Raw genomic sequence first — 14,336 nt, 5'->3', positions numbered from 1 at the left:
CGCGAAATCGGTTATCAATTGAGGGGTTTCCAGCGAAGCTGTAATTTGTGATTCGTTAGAAGAAAAAGTGTGCAACTGATCCAGTCTCTACCCTGTGGTCGTGAGAGATACGATTTGAGGCTAATTTCGACATGACTCGCGAGGAATTGCTCAATGCGTCTCTCACGCCGCCCAATGGCGATACTACACTCGCTGCAGCACGAACCAACAATTCCCGATAGAACCCGGCATGATACTCGCCCAACTCCTCACTCGCCAACAGCACCCGTTTGCGCGAATGCCTTGCATCATCCACCACCACATACGACACACTCTGACCAGGGGCACGCCCCAACCCCAGATCAGCCGCCCGCTCTAGTGCTGCCACATTCCGTGTCGACTGCGTGTAGTCCTCTTTCTTCTTCGAAACACGGTTTGTGATCACCAATTCATTCGGATCGACCGCTCCACGCTCAAACCGATCAACCCACGACCGCAATTCCTCGCAAACCGCTTCTGGATCACGATACGCATCGACCGCTCGAATCAACGCTTTCTGCACCGCATCGATATACGACGGCGCACTCCGCTGACGGCATTCGATGCCCCGATATTTGTGCTCGTCTTTACCTGCGACCGTCCCGAAGTACGTCGTCAAGGCACAGCATCCGAATCCCGCAACGGCACAAACGCTATCCAGTCGTAGTGTTCGTGTTCAAACCGAATTGCCACCTCTTCAGAAATCTCAGAGACAAGCACAGACAGCGACGTCTGTTCTTCGCCTTCGATCGGCGTCACCCACACGCTATCGACGATGCCATGCACAATCCGCCATTCGTTCTCCTCAAACACTGCTTTCGTCTCCAATTGATCGTCTGCGTTAGTATCTAATACTAACAGCCAGTCAATCGAGAACCAACCGTAGAATCAGTCATCCGCTTCTGATGGAGCAAGCGGTACCCGATCAAGACCAACAGTATCATAATCTAGTTCGGTTGAAAGTATCTGCTCGCCCTTCGTCGCGACAAGACCAGCGTGGAGAGCATCGAATGGCGTCATATGATACTCGTCGATATACGTTGCAGCTGCGAGAATCGCATCTTCGTGAATTTCTGGGACGATAGGAACGAGTTCGAGCAAGTTCGTAATAGCTCGCGGCGCATCGATCTCATACTCTGCCTCAATGTGGTCATAGAAGAGGACCAGAACCTCGGCGTACGAAAGAATGGAGGTGTGGATGTCATCGTACTCTTCGAGGGCATCCAGTGCCGAGTCTTGCAGCCAGTCGTCGTTTTTCACCAAGGCGGTGAGAAAATCGGTCTCAACGTACACAAGCTATTCCTCACTCTGTTCGTGTTCTGTTTTGCTACGATCGCGATGCCGCTCGTTGATCTGTTGAGTCGCAGACGTTCGAGCCGCTTCTTTCAGCTCGGCGGCATCTTTGTCAGCAAACGCATCCCCGACAGCGTCTCGAAGGCCTTCAAGTGGGTCATCATCAATCGGAATGAGTTTGATCCCGTTCTCTAGTTCGACGAGGCGATAATGCTCGCCAAATCGTTCGCGTGTTTTTTGCGGGATCGTGATACGACCCCGTTCGTCAGTAGCTATTTCCGACATACCCATTATTAGATTGGGAGTGGGCATGTATAACTCTGTTCCCACATTCGTGGCAAGTACCCATATACACATTTAGTCAAGGTCGACGCGAGAAGCGCGCAGAGAGCCAACAAGTCGAGGACAAGTACCTCGATGTCCTCGAACACGCGAAGAACGTCGCCAAGACGAACGACGTGATGGTCGCACGGTTGGGCTATCGGGAGGTTGCGACATTACGGCTGTGCGTACAAGAACGACGGCTATCGGGTGATGGAGGAGATGGCTGAACGTGTACCCGGTGTGACCTACAAGGAATCTCGAACGTTGTGTGTTGACGACGCAATGGGTGTTGGCGGGCATCACATCGAGATCACGTTCGCCCATCCCGACTTAGCCGGGTGGATGCACACCCACGAAGTGAACGCGGGAGGAAACTGAGGACGCTGATTAGAGCGTTGTAATCACGGGGGTTCAACGAACCCCCATTTCGGCGACGCCACCACAAGAGATTCACACTGCATTGCTGGTGACACACGGTGGTAACGGTTGTACGGCTACTGTGGAGTGTGTCTATTTCTGCGTCTATTTCTGCGAAATGGAGGGGGTCGCTCTCGCGATCCCCCTCTATTACAACGGTATAATCGACGGTACACTTTGGCGACAACCGCGGAAAGAGAGGACGTAATCACGATCGTACAGCGTTTGGTGACCCACAAACATCTCATGAGTGTAACTTCCGCCTAGTATAGAACGTACGTTCTCTCGCTCAATTCCGCTTTCCGGCGCTTGGGTGAAGAGTCAAATCGATTTTTTATTGCTGGGAGCAGTCTCGAGAGGGGTTTCGAGTCGAGAATCACCCCAATAGCGTACCGTTTCACTCCGCTGATCGTATTCAAGCACTCCAGCATCCGCTAATCTCGGCAAGTGGTTGTGGAGCAACCCGATCGTTATGCGCTTACTGTGCCCAACTGACGTTGCTCCTCTCTTCGAGTCCGAAGAAACAATGTATTCAACGAGGTCGTCAAGGCTGGTGTAATCGGTCGTCTTCTGATTGAAATACCTAATGATCGCACGGCGCTGTTTATGTCGCAACAGGCCTGCTACCTGCTCTTTGGAGAGATGTTCCGTACTTGTCGATTGCGGTGTACTCATGGATCCTGATTGTATACTCCCCTCAAAAAGCAGCATTCCTAAACAGTTAGGAACGACGTGCTAGTCCATTCGTTCTGCTTCTCCAAAGAACACTGCCAAAAGCTTGCGTTCGCTTGCTCTGAGATGCTGGTGGAACGTCGGTGCCGAAACTCCAAGAGAATCTGCGACCGCTTCACCAGTACTTTCACGCGGCCATTCAAAGAAGCCTGCATTATATGCTGCAGTCAAAGATGCTTGCTGGCGGTCAGTCAACTGATCTCTCAGGCGCGCGTGCTGCTTTCTGAGCGGTGGGGGAGAACGCTTGACCTCCTGTTTCGCTGTGAGACGAGCATTTGGATAAATTGACTGCACAGCATCCGTAAGCGCACGGATATCAGCATCAGCAGAGGCCTCAGCAACAAGCGACCCCCTCCCTTCAGTCACCTTCGCGTGTTCGATGCGGGCACCCCGTTCGATGAGAACTTGTGGGGACGTCGAGGCACCCATAAATACGATTTCAAGCAAACTGGTCTCCGCCTCTGTACTGATACAGCGTGCCTTTTTAACAATCGGCTGGTTGCGTGCGAGCTCGAGAAATGCGTCGGCTGGAGCATTTTTTAGTGTGATATAGTAGAGCAGTTCTTTGTCTGTTGAAGGCACGACGTCTTCAAGGGTGATTGAACACTCTAAATCAGCAGATGCAGTGACAAAGAACGCGGTCGTTTCGGTGAGATCGAACGTAAGCTCATAGTGGCTATCCGTATGGAGGAGCTTTTTACTCTCCGCGGCATGAATTGCGTAGCCAATTGTCTCGCCTAATTCCTCGAAGACGACTTGTTCTCGTTCGCCGAACGCATCAGACCGGGAGGCATGGATGACCAACACACCATACGCCGTCTCACCATAGACAAGCGGGATACACAGCACAGAGCGATAGCCACGTGCAAGTGCTTCGTCTCGCAATGAATCGGGAAATCGAGGGTCAGATTGGATCGACGTGATCAGTTGTGGTTTCTGGGTCCGGATCGCTTCGGCAGCACCACCAGTGCTCGTCTCGACCGAATCCATTTCGTCTAGTAGGTCAAAATAATTTGCATCAAGGTTTGCACCTGTGCGGGGCTTAATTCCGCCACTCGGTAACGAACGTTCACCGATGAACGCGTCCTGGTAGAGATCAGACGCAGCGAGTCGCTCACAAACGCTGGTCTCAATTTCGTCCCGCGTTGTCGTTCGAACGAGTGTTTGGTTGACCTCACGGATGAGTCGATTAATTCGATTCAGCGTTTCGAGGCGATCATGGTGCTGTTCAAGCGCCTCCTCACGCTCTTTTCGGTCGGAGATATCCACGCCAACGAGGACAATATATTCGAGTTCACCATCTGGCGACCAGAGCGGTGCAGCGTTTAGCGAAATCCACAGTCGCTTTCCATCCGCTCGTTCAAGAATCGTTTCATAATCATACACCGCGGACCCAGTCTCGATGACTTTTGCCATTATACCGTTTTGAGGATCGATAGGCTGATTCTCGGAATCGTACAGCGTAAAGTCATCATACAGTGACGGAAGACCCAGCAACTCATCGACGGAATGCCCGAGAATCTCTGCGACTTGTTCATTCGCCCGAACGAGTTGCCTGTCTGGTGTGAAGACGCCGATTGCGATCGGACTCGTTTCGAGAATTCGTTCGGTGAGATCGCGTTCTTGTCGGAGCTCTTTTTCCCGGTCTTGCCGTTCGGAAATATCACGGAAGATTTCCTGTATGACTGTTTTTCCGTTCAATTCAGTGACACCAGAGCTCACTTCGATAGGAATCCAAGAGCCGTCGTCCTGGACAACGTGCTGGTCAATATCGTGCCGAATCACACCTGTCGAATCACCGCGGACGCCACCACGCTCGACATGCTCTTGGAAGTTAGCCCTATGCTGCTCGGCCTGTTCTGGGGGATGCAACTCCGACTGATGCAGTCCACACAGTTCTTCACGTGTCTTGCCCGTGAGCGATACTGCAGCCTGATTAACGTCCTCAACCGTTCCTGTTTCAGCGTCCGCAATGAAGATTGCATCAGGAGCGGTCTCAATGAGTTTTGCGTACTTCTCCTTGGTATTCTTGAGTTCTGTCTCTCGTTGCTTTCGCTCCGAGATATCACGGATAATCGCCGTGAAAAGTTGCAGTCCTTCGTACTCGTGTTCATAAAACGAGAACGCCAAGGAAAGCTCAGATCCATCTGCATGTACTCCGACTCGTTCGACGTACTCGTGATCTATCTCCCGCGTATCATCGTGGACGCGTCGAGAGAATGAGTCATAATACTCTTCGCGGTGACGCTCTGGGAACAATTGCAGTATTGATTGACCAACAAGGTCATCGTCAGACCACCCAAAAAGGCGTTCAGCCGCGTGATTTAAGAATACAATGGTTCCACTCGAATCGAGGGTAAGAAACCCATCGAGTGCATGTTCGACGAGGTCACGAAAAAAAGTGGTTTCAGTACCGATGCGTGCTGCAAACTCTTCGGCATCTGTGTCGTGATCAGGTTGGTGAGTCATGGTGATATGCGGTGACGTAGCAGTATTCGATGGAAGAAATAGAGAGTGAGAATCAATATAATACTTTGGACAATTTTTATCTGGTGTGGCCCGAATTATGGAAAGTTGCAAAACCGATGAGTGCCTATCCCGTGAGCCAGACGGACGTCTGACGAATTTACTTAACGGTAGCGTCCAAGACCTCTCTCAATGGATCAGAATTTTCTTGATATGGACTCGATTACCCTCGAATTTACAGCCGAGGAACTCGATCAAATTGATAACATTGCATTTGCTCATCATCGAGAGAACCGTGATGCGGCAATACGTGAACTCCTCGATCAGTGGTTGAAAGCTCGTGATAAGTAATCTAAGTACGTAGCTAGGGGATCAGGAAACATCGAACTCGACGATTTCGGTTGACCCACAGATAGAACACGCCTGCTCAGTGGCCGTCAGCATCCTCCCACAGTGTCGACATTCGCAAATAGACACCGACTATTTGAGTCACAATCTCGAGTGTCACTTACAGTTCGGATAGAGCAGAACAGCTGCGTCCAATAGTACTGGATGGATGTGTCAAGTATAACCATGTATCGTGAGCCATTTTGTTACATATGTTGAACTATTCTAGTAGTCTTGGAGGACAGAATGTGAAGCTTTTCAGCACGATAAAAAGAATCACGGTTACATTCGCGGCCGAGATGCAGTGAGGTACATTTTCTTCTGAGAAGCTCCACACTGTATTACGTTGAATGAGTATGCGCAGGCAGAAGCTCAAGAAAATCTTCGAGTTTCGTGCCATCACGATAGCGAATATCCTTGTTTCGCCGGTCGAATTCGATGACCCCATAATCAGCGAGTTTCGGAATATGGGTATGGATAAGTAAGATTCGCACCTGCTCAGGTGTCGTTTCCCTCTTACTCTTTTTGTGGATGTGTGTGACAAGCTCGTCAAGATTTGCGACGTCAGCATCCTTCGTTTGGAGATAGCAAAGAAGCTGGCGTCGATAATGGCTTGATAAAATTTGACAGGCCTCACTCAGTGGAAGCGAGGGACGTTGATGCTGGGCCATCTCGTTGGATGTACCAGGACAAATTGTACATACACTGGGGCTGTTCGAACAGGGTGTTTTTGTTTAACTACGACAGAACGTCTTATTCGGGTGGCGTCGTCTCAGAAGCGTTCAAAAGCGCGTGCTCGAGTAGTGCCTCATTCCCACGTCGGATCAGATCGGAGAGCGACTGTTGGCTGATATCAAATTCCTCCGCCAACTCTGAAAGCGTGACTTGGCGAGGCGTCTGAAAGTAGCCCCGTTGAAGGGCCAACAACAGGGCATCACGTTGTTTTTCGGTGAGGACATCCTCAAGGAGATGGTCTCCCGCTTCGGTGAGCGTGTGCATCTGGCCGAGAGTGTACTGAATATCGTTCTCGCGGCAATGATTATGGAATATGGTAAGCTCTTCTTGATCGGGAAAAAGGATCTCGAACTCCCACGCTTCAGTGTCGTAGCCATATGCGCTCCGAATGATCGTCTCGGCGGCAGTAAACCCCTCAAAAAATCCGCCTTCAGGCACGTCCCAATTTAGGAGATACAATCGACGATTGTCGACCTCCTCCACCTCCAAGAGTTCTAACACCTGCTCATGAGCCCGAACACGTCGCTCGAAATCATCTAAATCCGTATTCCAGGCCCAAAACAAGGGAATAGCATTCGTTCCGACGGGGACAATGCGCTCAAATTCGATTTGAGTTTCTGTCCCTGCGGTAAGCAAGCGACCGAGCGGAAACTCCGTCGCTGGGAGTGAGAGTTCAACAATAGTAGCCATCGATTTGTCTGTTGTTCACTCTGACTCCACATAGTGTCTCTGGGAGAATATATTTACACACACACGACTTTTCGTACTTAGCCGTCTTTCGGTTCGATGTCAATGACGTATTCACTCGACACAGTCACCCAATAGCCTGCATACTGAAACGAGATTTCACCCACGGTTCGTGACGAGCCATCTACATGCGGTCCAAAGAGTGTATTCAGTGCATCTGGATCAATTACCTCGTATAGCGGTTCGAGGTCGTCCACCGATTGGTCGTCTGTTTCTGCGACCGCAGCGACGATTCGTTCAGTTAGTGAATCAGATGCACCACCAGTCGCTGATCCATTCCTGACATCAGTTGAATCCATATTCGTCTGTGTCTCCCACAAGAACAACCACCCTGATCGTGCAAGGTGTTCTTTGAGCGATTGTCCTTGACGAGTCGGTAAACTGGAGCCATCATTAAGTAACTATTGGAGCTTTTCTGTCCAATAGTGCTCAGCACTGCCTCCAAAGAGAATACAACTCTCGAGCTTACTTTCCCGATCACTCTATCTCATGGGTCCGACTGACCGCTAGAAGCGTCTCAACGCGATTATCGCCATGATATCGAATGGTTTGACTCCGTGAATCGTACTCAATCAAGTTGTACGCAGCCATCTTCGGCAAATGGCAGTGATGTAACTGTATTCGAAGACGCTTACAGGATGTCGTGCTGAACTGGGCAAGCGTCTCAATGAGCGCAGAGACCGTTGCTGTCACGCCATCCATGTTCGAGAGATGGTGAAGGGTATACCGACGATGTTGATTGGCGAATATTTCAAAAAGTGCGTTAAGCGACGTTTCAGCTGAACTGTGTTCCCGTATCATTGTATGATCACTTAGTTGAGGAGAAGGTAGACATCAGTAGATCCATTTAATTTTTGATATTTGACAAGGTGTGAATCAACAGTGTCAAATCCCATTTTTTGTACACACGGCTATCCGGATTTTTATTCTTATGGCCCACTCAGAGAATATTTTTGACTATGACGAGAAGGGAGACTACTCTCAACTCACCACTTGTTTTTCTCTTCCATCTCTCAGCGCAAAGTTGCGCTATCTCATAGAGATTCTCTCCAATCCTCAACCAAACGACGCCAAACTCGACTCGGTATATTGCCCCAATTCTTCCTCAATATCTGATTTTCGCCAACCCATTGGCGACAGTACACTCGCTGCTGCACGAACCAACAACTCTCGATAGAACCCAACATCATACTCGTCTAACTCCTCACTTGCCAGCATTACCCGTTCACGCGACCCCTCTGAATCGTCCACCACTACATACGACACACTCTGACCAGGCGCACGAGCCAGCCCCAAATCCGCCGCCCGCTGTAGCGCCGCCACACTCCGTGTCGATTGCGTGTATTCCTCCCTCGTTTTCGAGACACGATTCGTGATCACCAACTCATTCGGATCAACCGCTCCCCGCTCAAGGCGATCAATCCACGGCCGCAGTTCCTCAGAAACCGCTTCCGGATCACGAGACTCATCCACCGCTCGAATCAGCTCCTTCTGCGCTGCATCGATATACGACGGCGTACTCCGTTGTCGACACTCGATATCCCGATATTTGTACTCGTCCTCCCCAGCGACCTTTCCGAAGTACTTCGTCAACGCACCAGCATCCGAATCACGCAACGGCACAAACGATATCCAGTCGTAGTGGGATTCATGCTCAAGCCGAATCTTCACCTCTTCAGAGATCTCCGATGCAAGTGCAGACAGCGACGTCTGTTCTTCGCCTTCGATCGGCGTCACCCACACGCTATCGACGATGCCATGCACAATCTGCCACCCATGCTCCTCGAGCACTGCTTTCGTCTCCAACAGAATCTCCCGTGCATACGCGTTGATCGCCTCATGGCACTCGATCCGCCCGAACTTCGCATTCGAAAAGCCCTGATAGCCGAAACACGAGACCAAAATCCACTTAATCGCACTCGATTGGCCTTCCAACTCGTCGCGACGGTCTTCGTCCTCAGTCTCTTGAATCTCGGCTTTGATCGCATCCCGATCCTCAATCAACGGCTCAAGTACATCCGGAAGATAGCCACGCTCGTCACAAATCGAATACCCGATGCCCGGCACGTCCTCCCGACCGGCATGGCACTCACACCGAATCTTCTCCGGACTCACGTTCCGCGTGACGATGATATTCGGATACAGCGAGGAGAAATCGAGTTCGTAAACGTCCTCGTGTAACCCGACGTCCGGTGCAAAGGTGAACCCACCCCGGTCGGCGTCGTGCAACTGGCGCATCGTTTTGAACTTCTCGTGACGCCACGACCGCCACGGGACAAGGACATCCCGTTCGCGGGCTTCCTGGATCTGAATCCCTGTCAGAATATTCCCGATCGACGACCACGCCAACTCCTGGAGTGGTTTGCCCGACTGTTCAACGAGATACAGACAGCCATCGAGGTTCGTCTGATTCCACATGAACGTATTCGAGCTGTCGACGATCACCCGACCGGGAAGATTGTAGCGTGCTGGGGAGTGGCCGACTTGCCCGTAGCTTTCGTACGTCGATTCGCCCGCCAATTGCTGCCACCCCGACCGTCGTCCAAGCTGAAACTCTACGTCAAGTCGATCGGCTTGCTGGAACAGGACTGGAATGAGGTCGCTGGTATTCAAGAACAGAACGTCAGGGTCAACCGACTCAACGCGAGCCGACAATGCCGTTAACACGTCTGCCCCACTCCCAGTCACCACCTCATCGTCGATCGTGAGTTCGGTAACCCTCTCACTCGCAAGTTCCGTCTCCGAGACAGCTATCTGCAGCTGTGAGAGTTCGTGTTTTGGCAGCGGGTCAACCCCCTCTTCCAGACAGTAGCGGAACTCCCGCGAGAGATCGACGTTGTAACAGCGATACTCACCGGACGAGCCCCATTTTCTCACCATCCGTGCCACCGAATTCACCGCCTTGAGGTCGACCACATCCACTCGGAGTACCTGCTCGGGGTCGTGCCGAAAGCTCACGCGTTCATCGACCACAGCAACCCGAACAACGGCAGGATGATCACGAAGTGCAGCACGTGCCGTCGAAAAATCACCGTCTCCATGCACCGACACGTAGATCGTCGGCGTATACGACTCATCCGCTTCACAACTCACTCCTGTCTCAGTTACCGATCACCGGAGTACGTCGCCGTCGATGTAGTCGATTTTGTACACCATGACCTCATCCTCGATCGTTCAAATCGTCCTCTAAGTGATCAAGCCGTTCTTCTAAATCCTCAATTTGCTTTTGCTGTTCGACGAGCATCGAAATTAGCGCGGGAATCTCGATGAATTGGTGGTTCTGAACCCCACTCGCGTCCGCATGCAACCTGGCATACTCGAAGAGCCGATCGAATACAGCCTGGTCAGCCTGTCGGAGTGCACGTCGGTACTCCTGCCATCGTGATTCCATCGCCTGGAGCAAATCACGATACGTCGCGTTAGTACGCCCCATTCACGCTCACCTCCGGTGAAACGTCAGCATCAACGATCGCGGGATGTCGATTCGCAAGAATACGCTTCCAATACGCGAGCGTTGTTTGTACCAATCCATTCTCCAGCGGGTAGACCAACGTCTCGTACTCCTTCCCTGCAAATCGTGGGCCAAACTTGGTCTGCTCACACTGAATCGTCTGATCAGCAATCTCGTGAATTGGTGCTGTTAGCGTATCGTCCGTCTGCAACGTCAGCAGCACCGGAATTTCGAATCGCTTGGTAAGTGATTCGATCCGCTCAGCCGCAGTCGAGAGCATACGCTCATCGTCGCCACGCGGCAGATCCTCTGATCGGTAAAACCAGTCGAGAGCGGGTAAGACGGCAATCGTGGTTTCGTCCATAATATCTCCAACAAGATCTCGAACGAGACTCTGGTGTTGCCACGGAGTAAATGCTCGAGCAATGTGAATCCGGTCAAGGACTCGCATTGAGGGAGTAATTCGCGTCAGCGGGTGTGTTGTTCCGTGCCCGTGGGCGTCGATCCAAATGGCTGAGCCCTGCTCAAGGAGCAGTTGATCGAGCACGAGTGACTGGAGCGAGCCAGTCATGCGCTCGTCGGTTTCGAGCAGTGTGATTCCAGGCTCAAGTGAGGGAAGTTCTGGTGATGTTTGGTTCATCATCACGGATAACATATTTACCGGGTATCAGATAGGCAAGCCCGGGTCGCTTCCGAATATTCCAATACCGGAAATATCGATGGTAATTGGAGTGAGTGTCGGTCGTGCTAGTCGTCACAGTGGAGAAAGAACACACTCTGCCTACTCGCTACTTTCGACCGGTCAACTACATCGGTAGGAGCCCACTGGAAACTCGAGATATTCCTGAAATTTGGTCGGGATGAATCTCACATTCCGGTCGCAAAATCTCGATGCGGGCGTGATGATGTCGAATATATTGGTCGATGAGTTTGGGGAAATTTCACGCCACTTTTAGGGCCGTTCGAAGGAGAATTATAGATGGTTCGATTCCCCCTCCGTTGACGGCGTCGTGCACGGATCGAGCACCGTCAATCACGATTCGAGAGACCAGCTAGTGGTCACGAAATTCGACCTCTTCCAATCGTTTCCGATTCGGACTTCCGAAACTACGACTCTCAACACGCAACCACTGACCAACAAATGTATTCATGTATCGGAAGAGACTGCGGGGGAAAGGGAGAACTAGCCCTCACAACCAAGCACGACGACACGATCGGGTGATGGCGCCAGACGGTGTCGTGGTGGTGGTCTCTGTGAGAGCGTATCTCCACCAACGATCCGAAGAGTCAAATAAGTTTGTCAGACATAGATTGATTTTATTATATAATTTGATCAAATAACCAGACGGCGTTCATCACCCTCGATTTTTAGTGTCTTTTTCTTTCGATCCAGTGAATTCTGGGGTAAGGGGCCGTTAATCAACTATTTGGGGAGCTATTAGAAAGTATGAATAGCGAATCAATGAGAACCAAAACGACCAGCTGGTTCGGTTCCATTCCAGAACACTCTGAACCGAGTCCATCACCACAATATGCATTGATCGCCTCTGAGACGATAGATCTCGAATCCTCGAGTTCGGAGCTTGTTACGAGTGTCGTCGACGTCCTCATTGACGTGATCGAACCGGCAGCTGGCCAGACCACACTCTCACTGTACGAATACGTGAACCCAGATGCGCTCGAAGACATCATCGAAGCAAGTGCATCGAAAAAGAGTGACGTCGAAGTTCGATTTACGGTAGAGGACTATCTCGTCACCGTTCGCAGTAACAATACCGTTCTCATCTATGAACCACTCGAGACAGCATAGTAATTCACGACATCGAAGGCTGACTATTCGCTCCAGTTCTTCGTGAGTGGATTTGCTCTTATTTAGAGAGTCAAACACTGCCGCGATCTGAAGGAATAACTCATCACACTCCTGAGTTTCCGTACAATGATCGATACGGTGAAGGCGGAAGTCGACATGCTCGAGCGGCATTTACACGTCCTCGAAATGGTACGCGAAAACGAACCGATTGGGATTGTGAAGATGTCGAACGAATCAGATCATGCCCGTCATGAAATTCGCTACTCACTTCGTAAACTCGAGGAAGCGAATCTCATCAACCCAACGAAACAAGGGGCCGTAAGCACTGATCAGACTCCCTCGTTTATCGAGAACCTCGATGAACAACTCGATAAGATGCAAGCAAGGATCGCGGCGATGCGTCCTGGTGAGTAAGAATCGAAGTTAATAAAATTGTGAGCGCATTGAAAGCAGACGACAGGACGACGTCTACCTCTGGCGTGGATGACAGGTGAACTAATCCTGAACCGGCTTGATTACACAACTATACGACGACAGTATTACGTGGTATGCTACCACACTTAACCGTTGCTATCAGACAGTATCCTTTCTGACTGAGAGCTGCAACAAAACTAACTATCGTTCATAAGTTATGGGTTGAATCTCCAGCTGTTATACAATGAGAATGGAGAACCTCTAGAGTAGCTATGCAGAACTCTTATGGACCTACGTCTCATTTTATAGAATAGGTTATGACAGGATATTATGATCTCATTCTCGGCTTGATCCCACTCGCATTGATTGGTGTAACCGGTATAGTCAGCGCTGCTGGACTTTCGCTGACAGCTGCTGTCCCAGTCGGTGCAACCGTCTCTGTCCTCCTGATCGGGCATGCACTCTTTGTCAATGGACCTGTTGCTTCTGCTTCTGAATCGACATCAGTTACTTCTTCTCTTCAGACGAACTCGGCAGAATAGTTGGAATCGCAGAATGAGTTGTGTTCGAAAGTCTCGATTTTGAAACGATCAGAGAGTATGAGGAGCACTTACATGCATGCCGACAATTTTCCAGCCATCTCGATCCTCTAATGTGCCGCTCCATCGGGAATTAAAACTCCGACGGATACCGGTCGTGGTATCTGTCCACGCCATATCGACTGTGTCGCTAAACCAAGCATGATCGTCTCGTTCAGTTACTTGCAAGTCATGACTTGTTATTTTCCACTCTTTGGAGTGGCGTGTTTGCTCACCGAGTCCGTCAGCTACTTCTTCGTAGCCAGTCAGTTGCTCAGAAATGCCGAACTTGACTAATGAGTCATCGGGAGCGAAGAACACAGCCAACTCGTCACCCTGCCGAAGCGCTTCGTAATAATTGTTGATAACTGTTTCAGCGTTATTAGCACACATATTAGTAGATGATATACATCCATGGGTTGAAATCCCTTCGGCACAGTTCAATTTACCTAAATAATCAGACGGTGTTCATCACACTCAATTATCTAGCGCCTCTTTCTTTCAATTCATTGAATTCTGCGGTAAGCAGCCGTTACTCAAGGTTCTGGAGGATGAATAGAAGATATGAACAGTGAATCAATGAGAACGAAAACGACCAGCTGGTTCGGCTCCACCACAGAGCACTCTGAACCAAGTCTACCACCACAATATGCACTGGTCGCATCCGAGACGATTGACCTCGAATCCTCAAGTTCGGAGCTCGTTACGAGTGTCGTCGACATACTCATTGACGTAATGGAGCCAGCAGGCGGCCAGACCACGCTCTCACTGTACGAATACGTGAACCCAGATGCCCTCAAAGACATCATCGAAGCAAGCGCGTCGAAAAAGAGTGGCGTCGAGGTGCGATTCACGGTTGAGAACTATCTCATTACCGTCCGAAGTAACCATACCGTCCTCATCTACGAACCGCTTGCTGCACCGCAGTAGCTAAAAGCTCTCGGTGAGATTCTCACTACAACTT

19 protein-coding genes and 1 pseudogene are annotated in these 14,336 nt (G+C 50.6%); 6 read left to right on the top strand and 14 right to left on the bottom strand.

Annotation, left to right across the window (positions count from 1 at the left end; genetic code table 11):
• Positions 1 to 55: 55 nt before the first annotated feature.
• The 4 genes from BW974_RS20020 to BW974_RS20010 form a co-directional block, all read right to left on the bottom strand.
• Positions 56 to 637, bottom strand: coding sequence for a DNA polymerase domain-containing protein (locus BW974_RS20020; RefSeq protein WP_245800215.1), 582 nt, complete (start codon positions 635 to 637; stop codon positions 56 to 58).
• Positions 634 to 831, bottom strand: a complete 198-nt coding sequence (locus BW974_RS26665; RefSeq protein ID WP_245800214.1) for a hypothetical protein — start codon at positions 829 to 831, stop codon at positions 634 to 636. The genes BW974_RS20020 and BW974_RS26665 overlap by 4 nt, the downstream gene beginning before the upstream one ends.
• A gap of 75 nt (positions 832 to 906) precedes the next feature.
• Entirely contained in the window at positions 907 to 1,311 is a 405-nt protein-coding gene (locus tag BW974_RS20015; RefSeq protein ID WP_076432328.1) for a PIN domain-containing protein, read from the bottom strand.
• A gap of 3 nt (positions 1,312 to 1,314) precedes the next feature.
• Positions 1,315 to 1,602, bottom strand: coding sequence for an AbrB/MazE/SpoVT family DNA-binding domain-containing protein (locus BW974_RS20010; RefSeq protein WP_245800213.1), 288 nt, complete (start codon positions 1,600 to 1,602; stop codon positions 1,315 to 1,317).
• Between the two features lie 252 nt (positions 1,603 to 1,854).
• On the opposite strand from BW974_RS20010, the gene BW974_RS26660 reads away from it, so the two are divergent.
• On the top strand, positions 1,855 to 2,013 hold the full coding sequence (locus BW974_RS26660) for a hypothetical protein (protein WP_245800212.1): 159 nt from the start codon (positions 1,855 to 1,857) through the stop codon (positions 2,011 to 2,013).
• 360 nt (positions 2,014 to 2,373) lie between these two features.
• On the opposite strand, the gene BW974_RS27560 is transcribed toward BW974_RS26660, so the two are convergent.
• On the bottom strand, positions 2,374 to 2,727 hold the full coding sequence (locus tag BW974_RS27560; protein WP_076432324.1) for a DUF7344 domain-containing protein: 354 nt from the start codon (positions 2,725 to 2,727) through the stop codon (positions 2,374 to 2,376).
• Positions 2,728 to 2,787: 60 nt separating this feature from the next.
• The gene (locus BW974_RS19995) at positions 2,788 to 5,253 is read right to left on the bottom strand and encodes a PAS domain S-box protein (protein WP_076432322.1); all 2,466 of its coding nucleotides are present in this window, start codon (positions 5,251 to 5,253) and stop codon (positions 2,788 to 2,790) included.
• A 210-nt stretch (positions 5,254 to 5,463) separates the two neighbouring features.
• On the opposite strand from BW974_RS19995, the gene BW974_RS19990 reads away from it, so the two are divergent.
• Positions 5,464 to 5,601, top strand: a complete 138-nt coding sequence (locus BW974_RS19990; RefSeq protein ID WP_394329574.1) for a ribbon-helix-helix protein, CopG family — start codon at positions 5,464 to 5,466, stop codon at positions 5,599 to 5,601.
• 377 nt (positions 5,602 to 5,978) lie between these two features.
• Here the strand turns inward: BW974_RS19990 and BW974_RS24945 are convergent, their stop codons facing one another.
• The 7 genes and pseudogenes from BW974_RS24945 to BW974_RS19960 all read right to left on the bottom strand — a co-directional run bounded on the left by BW974_RS24945 (position 5,979) and on the right by BW974_RS19960 (position 11,210).
• Positions 5,979 to 6,308, bottom strand: a complete 330-nt coding sequence (locus BW974_RS24945; protein ID WP_139328954.1) for a DUF7344 domain-containing protein — start codon at positions 6,306 to 6,308, stop codon at positions 5,979 to 5,981.
• 82 nt (positions 6,309 to 6,390) lie between these two features.
• Positions 6,391 to 7,062, bottom strand: coding sequence for a helix-turn-helix domain-containing protein (locus BW974_RS19985; RefSeq protein WP_076432318.1), 672 nt, complete (start codon positions 7,060 to 7,062; stop codon positions 6,391 to 6,393).
• Positions 7,063 to 7,139: 77 nt separating this feature from the next.
• Complete coding sequence (locus BW974_RS19980; RefSeq protein ID WP_076432316.1) at positions 7,140 to 7,418, bottom strand: DdfA family disk-determining factor; 279 nt, start codon at positions 7,416 to 7,418, stop codon at positions 7,140 to 7,142.
• A 178-nt stretch (positions 7,419 to 7,596) separates the two neighbouring features.
• Positions 7,597 to 7,920 (bottom strand): DUF7344 domain-containing protein, encoded by a 324-nt coding sequence (locus BW974_RS27555; protein ID WP_449267260.1) that lies wholly within the window; start codon positions 7,918 to 7,920, stop codon positions 7,597 to 7,599.
• A gap of 255 nt (positions 7,921 to 8,175) precedes the next feature.
• A pseudogene (locus BW974_RS19970) lies at positions 8,176 to 10,275 on the bottom strand (type B DNA-directed DNA polymerase).
• 4 nt (positions 10,276 to 10,279) lie between these two features.
• Positions 10,280 to 10,552: a DUF8156 family protein gene (locus BW974_RS19965; RefSeq protein WP_076432314.1), complete on the bottom strand. Its 273-nt coding sequence runs from the start codon at positions 10,550 to 10,552 to the stop codon at positions 10,280 to 10,282.
• Positions 10,539 to 11,210 (bottom strand): P-loop NTPase family protein, encoded by a 672-nt coding sequence (locus BW974_RS19960; protein WP_245800211.1) that lies wholly within the window; start codon positions 11,208 to 11,210, stop codon positions 10,539 to 10,541. Before BW974_RS19960 ends, BW974_RS19965 begins: the two co-directional genes overlap by 14 nt.
• Positions 11,211 to 12,017: 807 nt before the next feature.
• On the opposite strand from BW974_RS19960, the gene BW974_RS27065 reads away from it, so the two are divergent.
• The 3 genes from BW974_RS27065 (at position 12,018) to BW974_RS27295 (ending at position 13,336) form a co-directional block, all read left to right on the top strand.
• Positions 12,018 to 12,380, top strand: a complete 363-nt coding sequence (locus BW974_RS27065; protein ID WP_368275066.1) for a HalOD1 output domain-containing protein — start codon at positions 12,018 to 12,020, stop codon at positions 12,378 to 12,380.
• Between the two features lie 126 nt (positions 12,381 to 12,506).
• Positions 12,507 to 12,794: a hypothetical protein gene (locus BW974_RS19950; RefSeq protein ID WP_076432310.1), complete on the top strand. Its 288-nt coding sequence runs from the start codon at positions 12,507 to 12,509 to the stop codon at positions 12,792 to 12,794.
• 317 nt (positions 12,795 to 13,111) lie between these two features.
• Positions 13,112 to 13,336, top strand: coding sequence for a DUF8015 family protein (locus tag BW974_RS27295; protein ID WP_076432308.1), 225 nt, complete (start codon positions 13,112 to 13,114; stop codon positions 13,334 to 13,336).
• A 48-nt stretch (positions 13,337 to 13,384) separates the two neighbouring features.
• On the opposite strand, the gene BW974_RS19940 is transcribed toward BW974_RS27295, so the two are convergent.
• Complete coding sequence (locus BW974_RS19940) at positions 13,385 to 13,765, bottom strand: AtzH-like domain-containing protein (protein ID WP_076432306.1); 381 nt, start codon at positions 13,763 to 13,765, stop codon at positions 13,385 to 13,387.
• Between the two features lie 171 nt (positions 13,766 to 13,936).
• Here BW974_RS19940 and BW974_RS27060 point away from each other — a divergent pair, with 171 nt between their 5' ends.
• On the top strand, positions 13,937 to 14,302 hold the full coding sequence (locus BW974_RS27060; protein WP_368275065.1) for a HalOD1 output domain-containing protein: 366 nt from the start codon (positions 13,937 to 13,939) through the stop codon (positions 14,300 to 14,302).
• The last annotated feature ends 34 nt before the right edge of the window (positions 14,303 to 14,336 follow it).

It is taken from the genome of Haladaptatus litoreus, from assembly GCF_900156425.1.
Lineage (GTDB): Archaea > Halobacteriota > Halobacteria > Halobacteriales > Haladaptataceae > Haladaptatus > Haladaptatus litoreus.
Note: the sequence above shows the minus strand (reverse complement) of the source record. Positions and strands in the feature narration are given on the sequence as shown.